This is a genomic window from Pseudoalteromonas sp. HL-AS1 (assembly GCF_031198785.1).
GTDB classification, from domain to species: domain Bacteria; phylum Pseudomonadota; class Gammaproteobacteria; order Enterobacterales; family Alteromonadaceae; genus Pseudoalteromonas; species Pseudoalteromonas distincta.
On sequence record NZ_CP133570.1, the window covers coordinates 132,554 to 153,815 of the forward strand.

General features: G+C 40.0%; 18 protein-coding genes. 8 read left to right on the forward strand and 10 right to left on the reverse strand.

The features are described from left to right. Positions 1-319 precede the first annotated feature (319 nt). From RB214_RS17610 to RB214_RS17620, 3 genes are all read right to left on the reverse strand, one after another. Positions 320-1,057, reverse strand: coding sequence for a hypothetical protein (locus tag RB214_RS17610; RefSeq protein WP_309169316.1), 738 nt, complete (start codon positions 1,055-1,057; stop codon positions 320-322). Further along, the gene (locus RB214_RS17615; RefSeq protein ID WP_165743768.1) at positions 1,057-1,386 is read right to left on the reverse strand and encodes a hypothetical protein; all 330 of its coding nucleotides are present in this window, start codon (positions 1,384-1,386) and stop codon (positions 1,057-1,059) included. Before RB214_RS17615 ends, RB214_RS17610 begins: the two co-directional genes overlap by 1 nt. Before the next feature lie 484 nt (positions 1,387-1,870). After that, positions 1,871-3,391 carry an aldehyde dehydrogenase family protein gene (locus RB214_RS17620; protein ID WP_011329851.1) on the reverse strand — a complete coding sequence of 507 codons (1,521 nt, stop codon included), beginning with the start codon at positions 3,389-3,391 and terminating at the stop codon, positions 1,871-1,873. A gap of 185 nt (positions 3,392-3,576) precedes the next feature. Between RB214_RS17620 and RB214_RS17625 the strand changes: the two genes are divergently transcribed. Beyond that, positions 3,577-4,479 (forward strand): AraC family transcriptional regulator, encoded by a 903-nt coding sequence (locus RB214_RS17625; protein ID WP_182683772.1) that lies wholly within the window; start codon positions 3,577-3,579, stop codon positions 4,477-4,479. A 110-nt stretch (positions 4,480-4,589) separates the two neighbouring features. On the opposite strand, the gene RB214_RS17630 is transcribed toward RB214_RS17625, so the two are convergent. Both RB214_RS17630 and RB214_RS17635 read right to left on the reverse strand, forming a co-directional pair. Beyond that, complete coding sequence (locus RB214_RS17630; protein WP_309169317.1) at positions 4,590-5,912, reverse strand: carbohydrate porin; 1,323 nt, start codon at positions 5,910-5,912, stop codon at positions 4,590-4,592. Positions 5,913-6,600: 688 nt separating this feature from the next. Further along, complete coding sequence (locus RB214_RS17635) at positions 6,601-6,894, reverse strand: hypothetical protein (RefSeq protein ID WP_309169318.1); 294 nt, start codon at positions 6,892-6,894, stop codon at positions 6,601-6,603. A 165-nt stretch (positions 6,895-7,059) separates the two neighbouring features. Here RB214_RS17635 and RB214_RS17640 point away from each other — a divergent pair, with 165 nt between their 5' ends. Then, positions 7,060-8,097, forward strand: coding sequence for an IS110 family transposase (locus RB214_RS17640; protein WP_309167389.1), 1,038 nt, complete (start codon positions 7,060-7,062; stop codon positions 8,095-8,097). 404 nt (positions 8,098-8,501) lie between these two features. After that, the gene (locus tag RB214_RS17645; RefSeq protein WP_011329847.1) at positions 8,502-9,722 is read left to right on the forward strand and encodes a Xaa-Pro peptidase family protein; all 1,221 of its coding nucleotides are present in this window, start codon (positions 8,502-8,504) and stop codon (positions 9,720-9,722) included. Between the two features lie 82 nt (positions 9,723-9,804). Here RB214_RS17645 and RB214_RS17650 read toward each other — a convergent pair whose 3' ends face one another. Further along, on the reverse strand, positions 9,805-10,680 hold the full coding sequence (locus RB214_RS17650; RefSeq protein WP_010553617.1) for a DMT family transporter: 876 nt from the start codon (positions 10,678-10,680) through the stop codon (positions 9,805-9,807). A 97-nt stretch (positions 10,681-10,777) separates the two neighbouring features. Here RB214_RS17650 and RB214_RS17655 point away from each other — a divergent pair, with 97 nt between their 5' ends. After that, a complete protein-coding gene (locus RB214_RS17655) occupies positions 10,778-11,677 on the forward strand; it encodes a LysR family transcriptional regulator (RefSeq protein ID WP_010553616.1) in 900 nt (299 codons plus the stop codon). A gap of 114 nt (positions 11,678-11,791) precedes the next feature. After that, a complete protein-coding gene (locus RB214_RS17660) occupies positions 11,792-12,823 on the forward strand; it encodes a LacI family DNA-binding transcriptional regulator (RefSeq protein ID WP_309169320.1) in 1,032 nt (343 codons plus the stop codon). Between the two features lie 95 nt (positions 12,824-12,918). Here the strand turns inward: RB214_RS17660 and gtfA are convergent, their stop codons facing one another. After that, positions 12,919-14,391, reverse strand: a complete 1,473-nt coding sequence (gene gtfA / locus RB214_RS17665; RefSeq protein ID WP_309169321.1) for a sucrose phosphorylase — start codon at positions 14,389-14,391, stop codon at positions 12,919-12,921. Between the two features lie 176 nt (positions 14,392-14,567). Here gtfA and RB214_RS17670 point away from each other — a divergent pair, with 176 nt between their 5' ends. The 3 genes from RB214_RS17670 to RB214_RS17680 all read left to right on the forward strand — a co-directional run bounded on the left by RB214_RS17670 (position 14,568) and on the right by RB214_RS17680 (position 19,416). Then, on the forward strand, positions 14,568-15,794 hold the full coding sequence (locus tag RB214_RS17670) for a sugar MFS transporter (protein WP_039488390.1): 1,227 nt from the start codon (positions 14,568-14,570) through the stop codon (positions 15,792-15,794). A gap of 170 nt (positions 15,795-15,964) precedes the next feature. Further along, entirely contained in the window at positions 15,965-18,355 is a 2,391-nt protein-coding gene (locus tag RB214_RS17675) for a TonB-dependent receptor domain-containing protein (RefSeq protein ID WP_309169322.1), read from the forward strand. A 113-nt stretch (positions 18,356-18,468) separates the two neighbouring features. Then, positions 18,469-19,416 carry a carbohydrate kinase gene (locus RB214_RS17680; RefSeq protein ID WP_010553611.1) on the forward strand — a complete coding sequence of 316 codons (948 nt, stop codon included), beginning with the start codon at positions 18,469-18,471 and terminating at the stop codon, positions 19,414-19,416. Positions 19,417-19,454: 38 nt separating this feature from the next. Here the strand turns inward: RB214_RS17680 and RB214_RS17685 are convergent, their stop codons facing one another. The 3 genes from RB214_RS17685 to RB214_RS17695 form a co-directional block, all read right to left on the reverse strand. Beyond that, positions 19,455-19,913 carry a nuclear transport factor 2 family protein gene (locus tag RB214_RS17685; RefSeq protein ID WP_309169323.1) on the reverse strand — a complete coding sequence of 153 codons (459 nt, stop codon included), beginning with the start codon at positions 19,911-19,913 and terminating at the stop codon, positions 19,455-19,457. A gap of 156 nt (positions 19,914-20,069) precedes the next feature. Then, the gene (locus tag RB214_RS17690) at positions 20,070-20,450 is read right to left on the reverse strand and encodes an STAS/SEC14 domain-containing protein (RefSeq protein WP_309169324.1); all 381 of its coding nucleotides are present in this window, start codon (positions 20,448-20,450) and stop codon (positions 20,070-20,072) included. 98 nt (positions 20,451-20,548) lie between these two features. Further along, positions 20,549-21,241: a cupin domain-containing protein gene (locus RB214_RS17695; RefSeq protein ID WP_058553080.1), complete on the reverse strand. Its 693-nt coding sequence runs from the start codon at positions 21,239-21,241 to the stop codon at positions 20,549-20,551. Positions 21,242-21,262 lie beyond the last annotated feature (21 nt).

Below are 21,262 nucleotides of genomic sequence, written 5' to 3' on the forward strand. Positions count from 1 at the left end.
GGTGTCTGATTAATTCTTCTTTTTTCGACAATATAACAAAGGGCATACTCAAAGGTGCCAGGCAGAATCTGCTCAGCGAAATTGATAGGAATGAATTTATTTTGACAGGGTAAGTCAGGCTTGACTTCTCACCCAAAGAAAGAGCCATTACGGTTTACCATAGGTGAATAATATCTATTAGATCACAGCAAACAGATGGATTCAAGATTAAAAAGCAACCAACCAAGAATAGTTGGATACGTTCCTAAAAAGAGTAATTCTACAGCCTCAACGCCGCATTCAGCGGCATGTCCGCTGCAATGCTTTGTTATGCGAATTATTAACCTGCCGCACAAGCTTTAATCCTATGAATTACCTTCTCGCGAAACTCACCATGCCCATGCGTTGCTCTGGGGTGGGCAATTCTAAAGCATATGGCATCGGCTGCCTCAAACTCCCAGAACTTTCTAGAAATCACTTCTTTATTTCGATAGCCACCAAAGTTATCATTGAATAATTTTTTTATTACTGGATCAATACCAGCGAAGCCAGCCGCAAAAATTACAACATCTGGCTTAAAGTGTATGATCTGTATTGCAAGCAACTTTTTTGATATTGACGTTATTTCTTCGAGCTCATTTTTCGGGCGTGTTCTAGGGCTTTTCTTGTTGTAGTCCCACGCAAACAAGTTTGCATAGATAATAGATTTGGGATCAACTTCAAGCTCCTTCGCCAGCCGGAAAAAATATTGCTTAAAGCGACTTCGCATTTTTGTAATAACTTTTCCACCCTTGCTCACCAGAAGATGTTTTTTATAACGCTCAGTTGCTTCACACACAAGCTCGCAAACTTTATCTTTTTCGACAAAATCAGCGACACGATTAATCTTATTCTTGTTGCTATCAGTATTCCATCCGGCAGTCTCCCGACCAACCAACATAATTTTTAGATTTGAACTCCAGTACTCATCAAATGGAACCGGTAAAAAAACACCAGAGTATTTGTCCTCCTCAAGGTTGAATGAGTTAATATTAAGATCTCTCAAGATCGTTGCGTAATCATTAAATAATGCATCCATTAAGAAAGCTCCGTAGAGCCATCTGGAAGCCATTCAATATTCAGGCAACCATCACCAAAACGTACGACACCTTCCTTTTTCGGTAGCTCATTAAACTGCCCCCGATACTCGATAAAATTATCAAGCAATTCAATCAGGTGTACTTTGAACCCTGATTCAGTGGCCTCCTCAAAAATGTCGTCTTCAATCTTCCAACGAGTGATGCTCAAGCGATCTTCATTATCTTCCGCACAGAAAATCACTTCACCGGTTGCTTTCACAATCTCAGGATATTGCTTGGCAAGCATAGTAAGGCGAGTGGTTTCAAAGCCTTGGTCAAAATTTGGCATATTGTTTCCTTGTACTCGTTATTCTTTAGCTTACGACATCTGGGCGACAGATTGTCGTCGTAGAGGCGCATAACAGCTTATTGAACACCACTATGGGGGGTTATAACACCCCAAAACGGCGTATATTACATTGCTTAATAATTCCATCAAACAACTCTAATTTAAACAAGTAATTACGTGTGTTATAAAATTGCCCTTGTTTAAATACCTCAGAACGACTTTTAATAATGTTATCCGACAAAGGCGCAACCACTGCCAATTTATACAGTTATTAATTATAAAATTTAGCTTGTATGAAACACCCTTTTTTAACACTGAAAAAAGAACACATATATAATAAAAACATGCAAAAAACACGATTGGTGCTAAGAGCGATAACGCGTTGAGTCATTTTAAATTCATTAAACCAATGTACAAAAAAGCGCTGCAAATATGCAGCGCTGTCATTACTTAACGGTTGTTTATTTAAACTTTGTACTTAAAATTAAAAGAAGCCGAGCGGATCTTCGCTGTAGCTTACTAATAGGTTTTTAGTTTGTTGGTAGTGACCCAGTGCGAGTTTGTGGTTTTCGCGACCAATACCTGATTTTTTATAGCCGCCAAACGCGGCATGAGCCGGATACATGTGGTAGCAGTTAGTCCATACTCGGCCTGCCTCAATTTTACGCCCCATACGATACGCTTGGTTCATGTTGCGGCTCCATACACCGGCGCCTAAACCAAATTCAGAGCTATTGGCAAGTGCCAACGCTTCGGCTTCGTCTTTAAAGGTCGACATTGAAATAACCGGGCCAAAAATCTCTTCTTGGAATACCCGCATGTCGTTGGTGCCTTTTAATAGCGTAGGCTGAATGTAATATCCGCCGTTAAGATCATCGCTTAACTGCTCTACGTTGCCACCAGTAAGTACTTCGGCGCCTTCTTTTTTACCTATTTCGATGTAGCTTAATATTTTATCAAATTGCGCTTTAGACGCCTGCGCACCTACCATGGTTTCGGTATCTAGCGGGTTACCACGTTTAATTTGTGCAGTGCGCTGTAAAATGCGTTCAATAAATTGCTCGTAAATATCTTCTTGAATAAATAGTCGCGATGGGCAAGTACATACTTCACCTTGGTTAAAGTAGGCCAGTATTGCGCCCTCTATTGCTTTAGATAAAAAAGCGTCGTCTTTGTCCATTACATCGCTAAAGAAAATATTGGGTGACTTACCACCTAGCTCTACCGTTGATGGAATTATGTTTTCGGCGGCGCATTTTAAAATATGTGAACCCACTGGGGTAGACCCCGTAAAGGCGATTTTAGCAATACGGGTGTTGGTAGCCAGGGCTTCACCTGCTTCTTTACCAAAGCCATTAACTACGTTGAGTACGCCCGCTGGCAGTAAGTCGCCAATCACTTCCATCAGCACTAAAATAGAGGCAGGGGTTTGCTCTGCTGGTTTTAGTATTACACAGTTACCCGCAGCTAAGGCTGGGGCTAGCTTCCACGCTGCCATTAGTATTGGGAAGTTCCACGGAATTATTTGCCCAACTACACCTAACGGTTCATTAAAATGATAGGCAACGGTAGTTTCATCAATTTCACTAATACCGCCCTCTTGTGAGCGCAGGCAACCTGCAAAATAACGAAAGTGATCGGCGGCTAGTGGAATATCGGCCGCGAGTGTTTCGCGAATTGCTTTGCCGTTGTCCCACGTTTCGGCAACTGCAAGTAACTCTAAGTTTTGTTCAATACGGTCGGCTATTTTTAGTAATACGTTACTACGGTCGGTAACCGATGTAGTGCCCCACTGTGCTTTTACTGCATGGGCTTTGTCGAGCGCAAGCTCAATGTCGTCTTTGTCGGAGCGCGCTACTTTGCAAAACACTTTGCCGTTTACAGGGCTAATATTTTCAAAGTACTGGCCGTTTACTGGCTTTACCCATTCTCCACCAATGTAGTTTTCGTATTGCGCTTTAAAGGTAATTAGTGCATCTTTTTCGCCTGGATTTGCATAAATCATAGTGACACTCTCTTGTTGTTATTAGCTAAAAGTCGAGCTATTAAATAAGTCTTTTTGCTTTATATTTAATCAAGTGCTGTTTTATAATTAATCAGCATTGATTGACATTAGACTATCAAACACTTAAAAGCATGTATTGCTGTCCACAAAAGTTGTCTATGAGTCCAGATTTAAAAGGGATTAAAATGCATACTCCGCAATTAAATAAGCAACGTCAGCAATTAAAGGTGCTAATTGAAAATAAAGTGACCTTTGCTGCCGATAATAGCGAGCTAAGTATTTACGATACTTATCAAAATGCGCAAAAAGTAGCTTTGCATTCAAAAGAATTACTTTTTTGCGCCATGCTTAGTGGTAAAAAGGTAATGCATGTAGAGAGCTGCCAATACCATAAGGCATTTTTACCTCACGAATCCTTTGTATTAGCGCCAGAGCAAGGGGTATTAATTGACTTTGAACAAGCATCTTTAAACGCGCCTACTACCTGCCTTGCCATAGAAATAAGTACAGATAAAATAACGCAGGTGGCTAATGCACTCAATATTGAGCAACGCTTTGCCAGCGATGACTTATTTGCCTATACACCGCAGCTGGTACATAGCCAACATAATAGCCAAACCCAACAACTTTTAGCGCGTATGGTGCATTTATTTAGTGAGCCCGACGAGCAACGAGGTTATTTAATCGACTTATCGTTAAACGAGCTTATTACCCGTTTGCTACAGCAGCAAAGTCGAGATTTATTACTAAAACACGGCAATAATCCGCAGCTTAAAACACCGGTAAATAATGCTTTGCAATACATAGAAGAGCACTTAAATGAGGCATTGGATATAGAGAGGCTGTGTAAAATTGCCTGCATGAGTCGCAGCAAGTTTTATCAACAATTTAAGTTGGCGTTTGGCACTAGCCCAGCACTGTGGCAACAGCAACTTAGGCTTAAAAAAGCCTATAGTAAATTGTTACAGGGGCGCACGGTTAGCCAAGCGTGTTATGAGCTGGGTTTTAATTGCCCTAGCCATTTTAGCCGATTATTTAAACAAGCCTATGGCGTACCACCAGCAAGCATTGCCAAAAAAAATCATTAAGTGGTGGTTTAGATTAATTTTATAGCGAGGTTAATTAACGTTTCGTAGGCACTAAATACGCCTACGAAACTTATTTTATTGTATTTTTTATGACGCATTAATACTGCGTATTAAAACCAAATTTCAACCTGAGCGCCTGCAACTAAGGCACTTTCGTCGCCCTCTTTGCCTGCAACACTTAACCCAGACTCTTGCCCAGCAGCCTTGTTCCAATCAAAGTTACTTAGATAAAAGCGTAACGATGGACGCGACCAATATTCGGTAGAGTCGGCTGTTGCTTGTAATGCTAGCGCATATTTCATGAGTGTTTGCTCATCATTTTCAATGCCGTTTGTTTTAGTTTGATAAGCGTTATAACCCACTTCACCAAGCACACTCCAATGCGGCGATATTGAATAATGCGGGCGCACACCAACACTTTTTAGGGCGTGGTAATCAGATGATTTTTCGTACATTACCATGTAATCTAGTTTAAATTTTTCGGTAATATCAACTAAGCCATTATTAAAAATACGAAAGCCACTTGAGCTGCTATCTGCCGCATAATCAAAGCTTCCGCCATCAGTACCGGCAGCGCCTGGGCTTTGCGCCATGGCGCCGGTACCATATTGAATCACTGTTTTTTGATCAACATTGCCTAACTGCTTTTGCCATTGCACTGTAAAAGTTCTGCCATCGGTAAGCCCTGCTTCATCAATTGCATCATTTACAAATAAGTTTTGCAGTGCAAATACCACTTTACCCGCATCGCCTACATCCATTTCATAGCGTACGTCGGCCATAAAGTTTTGATAGTTAGTATCTGCAGTGGCTTTGTTACCTGTAAGTTCGCCCTCGCCACCATAAGTGATGGCAGCAAGATGCAGCTTATCGGTTTCATTTACCGTAATGTCGGACACACCCACGCCGTTACCCGAGCTTTGCATATGTTTGTAATCTAATATATGTACGCTACCAACTGCCTTATCGTAATAATATCTGCGGCCAATCCATAGCGTACCATTATCGAGTAAGTTGTCTGTTTCTACATAAAGCTGCCTTGAGCGTCTAGACCACTCCTCCGTTGCGGTTGGATCTCTTGAATCCCCGGCAAAGTCCATCATAAATACGGCTTTAAAATTAACCCCATTTAGCTGCTGTTTTTTAGTCAGCTGAAACTCGCTGTAGTCTCTGCATTCGTTACCTAAGCGATAATAAACCCCATCATTTTTAGGGTAGTTTAGTGAATAACAAGAGCCATTATTTTTACTGCCACTCCCTATAATGGTGTTTGTACCTGAGCGAAAATACCCATTAAATTCAAACCCATTATCCAATTCTTGCTTAGCTTTAGCCTCATCCTGAGCTTGCATTTCATTATTAATTAACTGTTTAACGTATGCAATATCTTCATCCGATAAACCAGCGGGGCGCTCTGCTGCGTGAACACTCATTGTAGCTGCGCATAATATTGAAAGTAGTGATAAAGAGGGTTTAATTCGTTTGTTATATTTCATGTTTACCATAGTCGTTGTGGGTTACATTAAATGTATTTGCAGCGCTATTTAATTAAAATGCAGTCGTAATTTAGCTAAGCAGTGCGGTTGCTAGCTACAAATACGAAATTAGTTACTTTTAAAGATGGAGTTTTTAGTTAACTTTGTGTCAGTAAAAATTAAAGGCATAAAGCCGTTAACTTTAAGCTAACTATTTTGGCGCTAATAATGATCAGCTACGATAACTCGTAGTAAATGAGCTGTGATCAGTAATAACCAATTTGAAAAGGATTTTATCCAACCACTGGGGGTTATTCAATATAGCAAACAGCGATAGTATAAGATTTTACAGGGGTCACAAACCATTGATTAAAAAAGGAAAAAACAAAGTAAACATAACAAAAACACAGAGGAAACAATGAGCCCACTTACTTACATTTCAGCGTGAAAAACCACCGCGCAATAATTAAACTAATGACGAGTTTTTTGATTATCTGCGCAACTGTAAAATTAATCTGGTAGCTGTAAAACGAGTGTTAGGATGAAATAAAAGAAGAGTAAACAGAGTAATAAAACGCATTATAAGCTCCCTCAAAAGCGCTGCACTTAAACGCTATTAAGGGATAACGAGGGGATTTAAATCAAGCTAAATCAAACTAAAATAACTAAAAGCACATAAACTAATACCGGCTAATAACCATACTAATCCGTAGCTTTGCCAAAGTATTGCGTTATTATAAACCTGCTGCGGGTTATTTTTGTCAACTAACAGTGTGCAGGTTTTACCTTGTTTAAAACGGGTAAACATTTTTTCACGATATTCCACTAATACACTGTGCACCTGCCCATCAAAACGAAAACTCACTAGCATAGTTGGCTGATGCAACATTTCGGGTGCTGTTATTTGATTATTTGCCACGGCAGTTATTTGTTCTACCACACAAACCCGCCAGTGGCGTTTACTTACTTTACATTTTAACCAGCGTACAAATGGCAAAGTGCCAATTATTATAAATAAAACCCCCAACCACAACAGATGTATGGACTCCCACTTCCCTCAGGAGTAACGTAATAAGCGACCAAACTTTTACCAAGGAGCCCATACATGTTTGATTGTAATGTAATCGCAATTGATTTAGCAAAAAATTTATTCCAGGTCTGCAAAACAGATAAAAATGGAAACGTTATTTATAACAAAGCAATCACAAGAGCTAAACTTAAAGAGTTGTTAATTAAAGAGAAGCAATCTTTAGTTGCTATGGAGTCGTGTGGCGGAACACATTATTGGGCACGCTTTGCTAAACAAGCTGGTCATCAAGTAAAAGCAATTAATGCACGACAAGTAAAAGCATTTCGTCAAGGACAAAAAACAGATGCTAATGATGCACTGGCTATTTCTGTTGCCGCTCGTCAGCCTCATATTAAAGAAAGCCGATTACTTTCAGTGCAGGACCAATGCCTGCAAGGCATTGAATGTATGCGTGATTTATTGGTCAAACAAAAAGTAAGTTTAAGTAATCAACTCAGAGGCTTGCTTTTGGAGTTAGGGTACCCAATAGCTCAAGGTGATACCCCATTAATTCACGCTATACCAGAGATACTAGAAGACGCAGAAAATAGTTTAACATCCTCATTTCGCTTTTCAATTCACCTCCTTTTTCAACGCTTTAAGGAGACAATTGAAGAAGCAAAGCTGATTGAAAAACAACTGCATGAAATAGTTAAAGAAGATAAAGCCTGCAATCGCTTACAAGCCTTAGAGGGAGTCGGCCCAGTCTGTGCAATCTTGATAAAAATAGCGCTAGGTAATGCGACACATTTCAAAAGTGGTCGAGAAGCCGCCGCTTGCTTTGGTCTAACACCTGTACAACATAGCAGTGGTGGTAAAGAAAAAATAGGCTCGATATCTAAAGTGATAGGAAATAAGAAGCTGCGAAGTGCTTTGTTTAAAGGTGCATTAGCTGTTGTTTCCCAACTAGAAAAAAGAGAAAGTCGCAGTGAAAAAGATGTATGGTTAAAAGCATTAACCGCGCGTCGAGGAAAGAAAGTCGCAGCAATTGCTTTAGCGAATAAAACGATAAGAACGGCTTTTGCAATGCAAAAGCATAATAAAGAATACCAGCCACAATTACTTGCGGCTTAAAATTTGTCAATAAGAGCGCTTAAAATAGGTAAGACCAACCTTCAATAGACTGTTAGGGTCTGAAGTTTCATAAACTGCTCAACAGAATAGTCATGAAGGTGCGAATACATAAGAGGCCAGAGGTAGCCCCTCATTTGAGCCCGTATATAAGCTAGCATCTAAATTTATTTTAACTTTTTCTTTTTGACATTTACGGGGAGTCCATATAAGAGCCATACACCCACCTTTGTTTTTATTTTTATAGTTTACTAACAACATACGCAGCAATCAAACTGCCTAGCACTTAGATTAATATAGCGCATTGGCTTTATTAAATACATGCTCAGATTACAAAGTTTTACCGCAAGCAACTTGCAGTTAACCTGCCGCACAAGCACAATAGCCGCATAAAAGAGGAGATCATTATGACCACAATTGGTATTGGCACCCAAACCAAAGAACAAGCACTCGCTAGCTTAAGTAATATGACCAGCGATTTAACCCCTATTCAACCGGCAGAATATTTATCTCGTATAGCCAAAGCGCAAACGTATATGCAAAACAATGGCATTGATGCCATTTATTTAAATGCAGGTACTAACCTCGCCTATTTTACCGGTATGCGTTGGTATGCAAGTGAGCGTTTAGTTGGCGCAATTTTGCCTGCTAAAGGTGAAGTGCAATACATAGCTCCTTATTTTGAAATTGGCTCACTCAATGGTTTTAAAGTAATTGACGGGCCAATCCGTGGCTGGCAAGAGCATCAAAACCCATATCAGTTATTTGTTAATATATTAACGGAAATGGGTATTGCGGCTAATGGCACTATTGGTATTGACGAAAGCGCGCAGTTCTTTATTTTTGATGGTATTAATAAAGCGCAAACGGGCTTAAATTTAGTGAATGCTCAACCTGTTACAGCACATTGTAGAATGCATAAATCAGCCAATGAGCTGGCGTTAATGCAACGCGCTATGGATATGACCTTAGTGGTTCACCAAGCTACGGCAAGCATGCTGCACGAGGGTATTAGTACCACTGAAGTTGAAGAGTTTATAAAGCTAGCGCATCAAAAAGTAGGCGCGCCGGGTAACTACTTTTGTATCGTGTTATTTGGGCTTGCAACGTCATTTCCGCATGGGGTAAAAGATCCGCAAATCCTTAAAAAAGGCGACATGGTACTTATTGATACTGGCTGTAAAGTACATGATTACTTATCTGATATTACCCGCACTTATGTGTTTGGTGAAGCAACTGATCGCCAACGTCAATTTTGGAATAATGAAAAAGCAGCACAAATTGCAGCTTTCAATGCAGCAAAAATTGGCGTGCCATGTGAAGACGTAGATACAGCTGCGCGCAGCTACTTAGCTGAGCAAGGTTTAGGCCCTGATTATCAAACACCTGGTTGCCCGCACCGTACAGGCCACGGCATTGGTTTAGATATTCACGAATGGCCTTATTTGGTAGGCGGTAATAAAACGCCACTAGCCGCTGGCATGTGTTTTAGTAACGAGCCAATGCTGGTTATACCGGATGAATTTGGGGTGCGCTTAGAAGATCATTTTTATATGACCGACAGTGGTGCAAAATGGTTTACCGAGCCTAGCCACAGTATTGACGACCCGTTTGGTTTACAAAAGTAATATAAGCTCTAATTAACTTATATTTGTTTATTTGGCTTAAACGACTATTTACTACTGCACAGTACACACCACGCGCAGTAGTTTATTTTGTGAGTTGACGTTTAACCAATCGCTGTTTGTTTTTTTGTACGTTAGCCAACCATACTAAGGGTAAAATAATTAACGATGCGCCAATTATTAAGCCAAGTGTAGGTACTTCGCCAAACCAAAATAACCCAACAACGACAGCCGCCACTAAGCCACTATATTCAGCGCTAGCAACTTGGCTCGATTCGATTTTGCTATAAACATACACGCAAATTCCCGCATAAATTAAAATAAACAGTGTAGAGCCAAACGCAGTAATAAGTGCGGCCCAATGCCATGGCTCGTTTTCCCACAGCGCCAAACCCAATCCCACAGGCATACCTACTAAATTGGTAAGTAACAAGGTTTGCATAATACTATGATGCTTAGGTAACTTTCGTATTAGTACATTATTTATTGCTAGTGTAATTGCGACTACAAGTGCAAATATAGCCGCCCAATTAATGTCGGTAGGCTGAATAACAATAAGTACCCCTATAAAGCCAATAACAGCCACAGCTATGCTGCTTTTTGTTAGCTGTTCACGAAATATCATTACTGCTAAAGGCAGCATTAATAAAGGCGCTGCATAAAAAATAGCGTTAGCGGTTGCAAGCGGTAAAGCTTTGAGCGCAAACACCATAAATATAATACCAAATAACCATACATGTCCGCGTACCGCATGCCATTTTAAACCGGCAAATAAATGTTTTTTATTCGCCGACAAACAAAACGGGAGCAAAATTAATACTGCGGTAAGTTGGCGCATAAATACAAACTGAAACGTGGGACTTTCTGCTGGTAAAGTTTTGATTATAGCATCAGAAAAAACCGCAATAATATTACCCACCACAAGTAATGTCATGCCTAAGCCAACCGATATTTTTTGCATTGTTACTCCGTGCCCGCAAATTAAAAACGCTAGCATAGAGCAATTCGTTTAATTATGTATAATGATTAAAATACTTTTAGTATGAGTTTAACTAATAATGAAATTGCCCCCATTACGTGCTGTTCAGTGTTTTGAATCTGTAGCGCGATTAAATAGTTTTTCTAAAGCGGCTGAACACCTTAATGTGACGCAAAGTGCCGTGAGCCATCAGGTTAAATTACTAGAGCAATATTTAAACGAGCCGCTATTTAACCGCAGTGGTCGTAGCTTTTCGTTAACCGACGCGGGCAATCGTTACTATCAAGAAGTGAGTCATTCATTAACCAGTTTAGCCTCTGCCACACAAAAAATACGTTACGGCGAGCCTGGGCATATTCGTTTAGCACTTTATAGCTCATTAGCTGTAAAGTGGTTAATACCGCGATTAGAAAGCTTTAAACATGACTCGCCAGATATCGACTTAACTTTAAATATGATTGTAGATGAGGCGGATTTTAGCGACCGTGTTGCCGATTGTTTTATTACCACAACGCCACCTAAAGGTGAGTTTGTCAGCTTATTTTTATTTGCAGAAAAGCTTTACCCTGCTTGTGGCAAAGGCATGTGGCAGCAATTAAAAAATCAATCGCTGCCCAATGAATTATGGAAGCACCCGCTGTTGTCGGTGCAGTATGATGAGTCAGAGCAACGTAGCACCAATGACTGGCAGCAATGGTGTAAAAGCGGCGGCTTTGAGCTACCTAAAAACGTAAGAGTTAATCACTTTAGTCACGTTATACTGGCCGCAGAAGCTGCGCGTTATAATTTAGGTATTACGCTTATTGATGCGTTTTTTATTGCCTCACAGCACGATAACCACTTAGTTAAGTTGCCACTGCATGGAGTTGAAACCGGCTGTAAATTTTATTTTGTATATAAAAAATCGCGAGCAAAACAAACCGATATTATTACCCTAAGCCGCTGGCTAAAAGCCCAGTGGGCCGAGGTTAAAAAATAAAATGAAAGTATTAAGTCATCATACTTCATGCCAGTTTATAGCTATAACTATTATTTGATTTTATACTATCTCTATTAATTTAAGCACAGTCTTTTTAAAGGATAATCATAACTCATGAGAAAACCGGCCCACTGGACCTTAAAAAGTATCGCTCTAGAATTAGGTGTGTCTAATGCTACGGTTTCTAATGCGTTTAATCGCCCTGATCAGCTATCGGCTAAACGCCGAGAAGATATTCTTGCAGCGTGTAAAACTTTGGGCTATTACGGGCCTAATAAGGCCGCGCAATCATTGCGTAATGGCACATTTAATATTGTCGCTTTAGTACTGCCCGATAGTGTGGAATACATGGTGTCGGACCCTGTAGCTAGTAGCTTTATGCGCGGTGTTACCTCAGTGCTTGAAAAAAACGGCATTAATGTTTTATTGTTTTCAGGTAATAGCGATACCCTTAATAACATAGTCGACTTTGTTGATGGTTTTATTTGTTATGGCCGCCCTCGTAATAACGCGTTAGTTGAGCAGTTAAAAACTGTGTCTAAACATGTAGTGACAATTGATTTTGATATTGCTCGCAATGCCTCTGTAAATATAAATAACGAGCAAGCAAGTTACGAAATTGCTAAACACGTACTACATAATCAAAGCGATAAAGTGGCTATATTAGGGCTTAGGTTACTTGATGAAAACGTATTGTGTCGCGTATATGAGCATCACGAATTTGAAACCGGACAATCTATTTCGCATCAACGTTTACGTGGTTATCAACGCGCTTTAAGCGAGGCAAATATTACGGTGGCTGACGATCGCATTTGGAACATTCCTGAAAGTAGCGAGCGTTTTGCAATTATTGCTGCAAAAGAAGTTTTAAGTGCCTCCCCTCGTCCTAACGTTATTATTTGTATGAGTGATTTAATTGCCCTTGCCACAATGCGAGAAGCAATAAAACAAGGCATAAAAATAGGTGAAGAACTGCGTATTGTGGGCTTTGATGGTATTGATGAAGCAGCCCGGTTTGTACCTCGCCTCACCACTATTCATCAAAACAGCCAAGAAAAAGGCGTTATAGCCGCTGAATTATTTATTTCTAAAGAAGAAAAAACTCAGGAAGTCAGTTACGAATTAGAGATTGGTGCCAGTAGTTAGCTTACAAACCTTGTAATAGTTTTATGTGTTAAAAAGCCAAGCTTAAGTAGCTTGGCTTTTGCTTTACATGACGTTTGTAAATTACTCTTTTAACATTAAGCTAAAAATGAATTTAAGTTAATCGTTGTTTCTTCATCACCGTTTACCTGCGTAATCAGTGCATGGCGTAATTTAAAATCAACAGTAAGTGAAATAGTTTGCTCACCTAGTTGCCACGATAAACAACACATACTGCCTTCACCTTGGGCACTAAATTCACCTGCAAATGCAGGGTGTGAATTGCGAATTTTAATTAATTCAATTAAACCTTTTACTACAGGCTTATTTAAGGCTTTATCGATTATATTTGCATCTAAATATGGGCGGTTAATATCACGGCCAACATTTGTATTTGTCAGTAATTCCATATCGTTTTCGCAAGCAAATAGGCCGCCGTAATACACTTGTGGTACACCTGGTGCAAAAAATTGAATTGCACGCGACAGTAAGTAATCAAAGTCTTTAGCGCCTAATGCGTTGTAGTACGTACAGTTAACTTGATATAAGTCGACATTACTCGCCGCAGCGCCCGTAGCTTGGCGGCTTTGGTTGTTACTGTTGGCGTGCATTGTTTCGACTAGGTTATCAATCTGCTGTGCATTTAATAGCCCTGGTTTGTCGCCCATTGGACCTGCGTCAATAATGCCAATACCGTCATGTGTATCAAGTACAGTTAAGCAATTACGTGGCGAAATTTGTAACCATTTGAGCAGTGCATCTACATCGTTGTTAAATAAGCTGTGTAAAATAAGCGGTGGTAACGCAAAGTCGTAAACCATATTTACGCGTTTTGCCACTTCTACCTGAGTTTGATAATGGCTATGAATTTCTGCAATGCTTTCCATGCCTAAATCGTTTGCTTGCTTAGATAAGTTATCTAGGTAGCCAAACGTTTCATCAAGCATAAAGCAGTTAGTGCCAGCTTGCTTAATAGCGTAACCCGCCGCATCTAAACGAATAATATTTACATTGTTAGCCGAAAATTTAGTGAGTACGTTATTTAAATACGCAACACCGGCTTCTACTTTTACGTTTATATCAATTTGGTTATCGGTAAAAGTGGTCCAGAAGTCATACGTTTTACCATCACCACATTTCATTGGGGTAAAGCAACTACCAGGACGTGGGCGGTAAATTGCTTTTTGCTCAGCTTCGCTCATACCATTTGGAAATACATCATCTTTGGTTAAAAACAAATCCCAAAATTCTGATTGCTTACCTTTAGCTAATACATCTTGAAACTGAAAAGACTGCGCCGATACATGGTTAACAATTAGGTCAGCCATTAAGTCGAGATCTTTACCTAATACTTGTATGTCTTCCCAAGTGCCTATTCTAGAATCAACTTCACTATGATCAATAGGGTCAAAGCCAGCATCGCTGCCATCAATAGGATTGTAAAATGGCAATAAGTGCACACCACCAAATACGCCTTTTAAAGGGCCGTTTAAAAGTGTGGTTAGCGCGCCTATATTTTGGCCAGTGATTCGATCAGCATATGTGATCAATTGAACTTTATTCTTCATCATTGTGTGATTACCATGTTGAAACTTAATCGATTAAGATATATCTTTAACTAGCGAGTAAGAATTTACAAGTAATTTTTAATAATTTTACATACAAATTTCGTGTCTCACGTAATACTACAGTAAGCAACTAACTGACTTACGAAGTATTAATAGAGAATTTAACGAGGAATAAACACATGACAAAATCACACACACACGTAAGCAGCGACCCACTGCAACAAATACGCTGGCTTACATACATGATGTTTTTTATGTTTGCCATGACCTCTGACGCAGTCGGCATGATAATCCCCGAACTTATAAAAGATTTCGGTTTGAGCATGACTCAAGCTAGTGCATTTCATTACGCCCCCATGGCATTAATAGCCTTTAGTGGATTATTTTTAGGTTTTTTAGCTGACAGCCTTGGCCGTAAAAAAACCATTATGCTAGGTCTATTAATATTTTCTGCGAGTTGTTTTTTATTTGCATTTAGCACCAGCTTTACCTTCTTTTTAGTATTGCTTTGCTGCATAGGCCTGGCCATTGGTTTATTTAAAACCGGCGCACTGGCATTGCTTGGCGATATTTCACATAGTAACGACGACCATACTAAAACCATGAACAAGGTTGAGGGCTTTTTTGGCATTGGCGCTATTGTAGGCCCTGCCCTAGTTGGTGTTTTATTAGTGCAAAACGTTAGTTGGACATACCTGTATATTACTGCGGGCGTAATGTGTTTAATCCTTGCTTTATTAGCATGGCGCGCAGACTACCCTGACGTAGTTAAAACAACAGAAAAGCCAGCCTCTTTGGCCACCACCATGAAAATGGTAAAAAACCCTTATGCACTTGGCTTTTCTTTAGCTATTGCACTTTATGTAGCGACTGAAGTGGCTATTTATGTATGGATGCCAACGCTATTAAAGGACTACACAGGCTCTTGGCCACTCCTTGCCACTTATGCACTTACTATATTTTTTATACTACGTGCTGCAGGTCGTTTTATTGCCGTATGGTTACTAAATCGTTATAGCTGGCAAGGTGTTATGGCTTATTTAAGCTTAGGTATTGCGCTTTGTTATGTAGGTACACTTATTGGTGGCGTTGACTGGGCTGTAGGGTTACTACCTCTTTCAGGTTTATTTATGTCTATGGTTTACCCAACTTTAAACTCTAAAGGTATATCGTGTTTTCCTGCTGAGCGCCATGGAGCCGTAGCCGGCGTTATATTATTTTTTACCGCATTATCGGCTGCTTTAGCTCCTTTATTTATGGGTATGATCAGCGATTACTTTGGCCATGTGCGCTATGGCTTTTACTTAGCAACAGGGTTTGCCGTGATTTTATTTGTAGCTATGTTGTTCAATTATTTACGCGACCCATCAATGAGTGCTTTACAAGAAAATAACCCAACAGCTTAAAAACTTGTATCTCAATACAATAAAAAACACTTTGAAAATCAACATATGAATAATAAAAGAGCAAATTAAACACAAAATGATTTGCTTATTGTAAAATATTTGTTATTTTTACTTAATCGATTAAGTGAAAATAACAAATCCTACTGGGATCAACACAACGAGGCGTTCACATGACAACACACAATACACCTTTATATTTAATCAGCGCTTTAACACTTGCCGTAAGTCAAGGCGTTAACGCACAAGAAACAGACCAAGCAACACCTGAAGCATCACAAAACAAAGGTCTTGAAACAATAGTTGTAACCGGCGTACCACGTCGAACAACAATCATGGCTTCAAGCGTTTCAGTTAGTAGCGTATCACTTGAACAAGTTCAGGTGTCTACTCCTCGCTCAACAGCCGAGGCTTTTAGAATCATTCCTGGTATTCGTGCAGAATCGACAGGTGGCGAAGGTAATGCAAATATTGCTGTTCGTGGTTTACCTGTAGCATCAGGCGGTGCTAAATTTCTACAATTACAAGAAGATGGGTTACCTGTAATGCAATACGGTGACATCGCTTTTGGTAATTCTGATATTTTTATGCGATTAGATAATACGGTGCAAACAATTGAATCGATTCGTGGTGGCTCAGCATCTACTGCAGCAAGTAATGCACCTGGTGGCATTATTAACTTTATCTCTAAAAATGGCGAAAACGAATCTGGCAGTGTGTCTACAACACTAGGCTTAGATTACGACAGCGTTCGTACAGACTTTGAATACGGCACTTACTTAACCGATAGCGTGCGTTTTCATGTTGGTGGTTTTGTTCGACAAGGCGAAGGCCCGCGCGAAACAGGTTACACGTCTAATAAAGGTGGCCAAATTAAAGCTAACCTTACAAAAGATTTTGAAAATGGCTACGTTCGCCTTTATTACAAACACTTAGACGATAAGAGTGTTGGCTACCTTCCTATGCCAATGTACTCAAATGGTGACTCTATTGCTGGCTTTGATGCGCAGTCAGACACCCCTCACTCAGCGTTATTTACTAAAACAGTACGCTTAAATGGTGAAAACCAAATTAGCAGCGGCGATATCCGTGATGGTATGAATCCAAAGGTTGACTCTGTTGGTTTTGAAGCTGTATTTGATCTAGATAACGATTGGCGTATTGAAAACCGTTTTCGTAAGTCATCAATTAGCGGTAACTTTAATTCACCTTTCACAGAACAAGTCGGTAGTGCAACATCAATAGCTGAAAGCATTGGTGGCGCAGGTGCAACCTTGAGTAACGCGAACACCGGTGAAGCGTTTAACGATGGTTTAGCAATGAAGATGGTGACATTTGATGTCACAATGAATGACTTCGGCTCTATAGTTAATGACTTTAAATTAACTAAATCGTTCGACGATGATACCAGCCTTACATTTGGTTACTATGCATCTACGCAAAACATTGCTATGTCGTGGTTATGGAACTCTTACGTAATGGAGCTCAAGGGTGACAATGCTGCATTATTAAATGTAACAGGTGCCGATGGCACTGAGTTATCTGAAAACGGTTTATACGCTTACAGTGCATTTGGTAACTGTTGTCAACGTGATTACGATACAGAATACGATACTCGCGCCCCTTACGTAGCATTTTCGACTAAGCTAGGTGATGTCAGTATTGATGCAAGTGCTCGCTACGATAGCGGTGAAGCTCGCGGAACATACGCAGGTGCAGTGACTTCAACAGTAGATATGAACCGCGACGGTGTGATCTCTGTGCCGGAACAAAATGTTGCTGGAATTGATACTGCAAACGCAAGCCCAGTAAACTATGACTGGAACTATTCGTCTTATTCAATTGGTGCTAATTACCAAATTGACCCAAGCCTTGCCACGTTTGCACGTATAAGTAAGGGCGGGCGAGCAAACGCCGACCGACTTTTATTTGGTAAAGTACGCGCCGACGGCTCTGTTGCAAAAGAAGACGCTGTTGATGAAGTGAACCAATTTGAGTTTGGTGTTAAAAAGCGCTTTGATTCATTATCAGTGTTTGCTACTGCGTTTTTTGCCGAAACTGAAGAGCAAAACTTTGAAGCAACATCACAAACATTTTTTGACCGTGAATACGAAGCAAAAGGGCTCGAAATAGAATCTACTTACTTTATTGATGCATGGGATTTCCGTGGTAATTTAACCTGGACCGACGCAGAAATAGCCAAAGACGCACTTGCTCCTGAGGTAGTAGGTAATACACCGCGTCGTCAAGCTGATTTAATTTATTCATTAATGGCACGTTATAACTATGAGCAAGGCTCTGCTGGCCTTAGCTTTATTGGTACTACCGATGCATATGCACAAGATAATAACGACCTTAAACTTGACGGTTACACACAAGTAAATGGCTTTGTAAGTTATGACTTATCTGAAAACCTTAACATTGCCCTTAATGTAAATAACCTCTTCGATACAGTAGGTATTACAGAAGCCGAAGAAGGCTCAGTACCTGAAAACAACATTATTCGTGCCCGTGCTATTAACGGCCGCACAACGTCGGTAACTTTAAAATACGCTTTTAACTAAATGTGTGTATTGCGCTGCGGTGAGTAATCACTGTAGCGCCTTTTAAAGAATGAATAATTAACACCCTTCACGTTTTTTAGCCTAGCCTTGCTAGGCTTTTTAGGATATTCCAAATGACCAAACTTCTGTGCTTAGGCGAGCTATTAATTGATATGCTGCCACAAGATGCTAATAACTCTGCCTATTTACCTATACCAGGTGGCGCACCTGCCAATGTAGCTGTTGGCTATGCAAAACTCGGAGGTGAAGCTTCATTTTGTGGTGGTAGAGGGGACGATCATTTTGCCAATCAATTAAGTAATGCATTAGCGCAATACAATGTAAATACAGACTATTTATTTACCATTGCAGGCTCACAAACCGCTATGGTTATAGTAAGCCTTGATGAAACCGGCGAGCGTAGTTTTGGCTTTTATCGCCATAACACAGCCGATGTACTATTAACCCCGGCGCATTTAACGCATATAAATTGGCAAGAAATAAGCACACTACACTTTTGTTCAAACACATTAACCGAATCAGCAATTGCCAACACAACAGTTAAAGCGCTAGAACTTGCAAAAGCGAATAATAAGCTCGTCAGTTTTGATGTAAATTTACGCTACAGCTTGTGGGAAAACACAAGCGATATAGCAAGCAATGTAAAAGCTTGTTACACCTATTGTGACATAGTAAAACTCTCGCGTGATGAGCTTAATTTTTTAGCTCAGCATAGTGATACAACGAGCGATGATTACATTCAAACGCTATTAAATACCGGAGTAAAACTGGTGTTTTTAACCGATGGGCCAGAGCCTGCCAAGGTTTACCACAGTGCATTTACACTTAACGAATCTGCACCAAAAATAAACGCAGTAGATACAACAAGCGCAGGGGATGCATTTATAGCGGGGGTTTTATACTACTTAAATAACTTAGGAAGTGATTTACCACTAGCAGATAAACTAAATGATAAAGCGAGCGTAAAAGACGCCCTGCACTTTGCTCTTAAATGTGGTTCTAAAGCGTGTTTAGCAAAAGGGGCATTTCCGGCATTACCTGTACTGGCTGATGTACTTTAAATGATTAAAGCCCCATATTACGGGGCTTTAAATCAGAGTTATATCTGTTGCTTTATAAAGGTGACACCTTTAGGTATTTCATCTTGAGGTAACCGAGTAGAGTGCATTTGCGATAACAACCATTTATCGCCCACTTTTGATACAACAACGCTTTCTAACCAATAAATATCAATACTTCTTTCGGTGTTTTTAATATTGGCTTTATTCCAGTAATTAATAAAAGCAACATCTCCTTCTACACGCGAATTTATAACACTAAAATAATTTGTTCGTATGTAATCAGCGGGCTTAACAACATTTACAAAGTCATCAATAGTCCACACTTCTCCGTGCTCTGAAAGCAGGAATGAATCATCAACAGCCGCGCGCATTTTTGCGTAATCAAAGTTAGATACAGCTAAAAATAAATCGCTTACGGGCGTAAATATGGTGCTGTCTTTTGCATGTATCGATGTAGAAAATATCAGGAATGTAATAAAGGTAAGTACTTGTTTCATTGTTTTTATAATGTGTAGTTTGCTCAATAATAATTAGTGTATTTTAATACAGCAGTGTTAACAATTGAAATAAACCGAATGTAACTACCTAACAATGTTACCCATAGAGCAAAAAAGCACTCTAAAAGAGTGCTTTAATTTAAGTTTTCAATAAAGCTATTCATCTAGCCAATCTATGGCTGCGGTAGCATTTTCAAAGTATTGAACCTCACCCGATATGAACCAGTTACCTATTTTAGCCATTCGAGCTTGCCACTCTTTATTACCGTAAATAGCTACTTTTTTAAATTCTTTAGAGTGCTTAACACCTAACTTGAGGTCGTCCCACGCTGCGCGTAATTCCCAACCTTCAAGTTCGCTACCATCTATTAAGGCGTTTACAACTGGGTGCTTAATTTCGCCAAGAGCTGAATTTATCATTGGGGTAATTATTTTGTAGTCGTCGTGAGTAAGCGTACCAACGGCTTTAAGTTTTAAAAAAAACTCTCTTCCTGCACGTTCAAGACCAATCGATAAACCATGTGTTGTGTGTACCATTACTGCTCTCCTTAAATAGGCTGAGCGGTAAAAGTACACCTTCTAAAATTAATTAGTCCTGAACTAGATCAATAAACAATCTCAAATAAACGACTCAATCACGCATTTTGTACGCGAGATATCTGGTTTTCTACATCAGTTAAATGACCCGTTTTAAGCCATACTTTTGCACCATTACTTCCCGCTTTAACGTTAACGGAGCTATTAACAGGCACTCTTAACCAACTGTTTTTTACAAGGGTATCGGCTTGCTCATCAAATGAGCCTTCAAGTACTAGCAGCTCAGCTCCACCTTTTGCGCTTATAACCATGCAGGCGTTGGGCTTAAAGTGCAACAAGCTTACCTCTTCAAAGTCGTCTTTGTATAAAGGGGTTACGGCAACATTTTTAAAACTAGGATGCACCGTACTTTGCATCAAATTTGTTTGCAAACGCACGTGCGTTCGATCATCTGGTTGAAACTGCCATAACTTTACAAATATAACGCAGCCATTTTCAGACCCCGGCTTATGCTTTGATTGCGGTGGATTACGGATATAAGAACCTGCCGCAAAGTCACCATGCTCATCTTGAAATACCCCTTCAAGCACAACAAACTCTTCACCGCCTGTATGTACATGCGGCGAAAACTCACTGCCAGGTGCATAACGAACAATGGTCGTTGCGCGAGCAACTTCGTCGCCCACTCTATCGAGCGCTCGCCTATCAACGCCCGCCATTGGCGATGCAACCCACGGGAGCGATTCGCTATGTACCACAACTCGTTTACTAAAATCGGCAGCTATTTTCATGTTTGGCTCCTAAGCGTAACT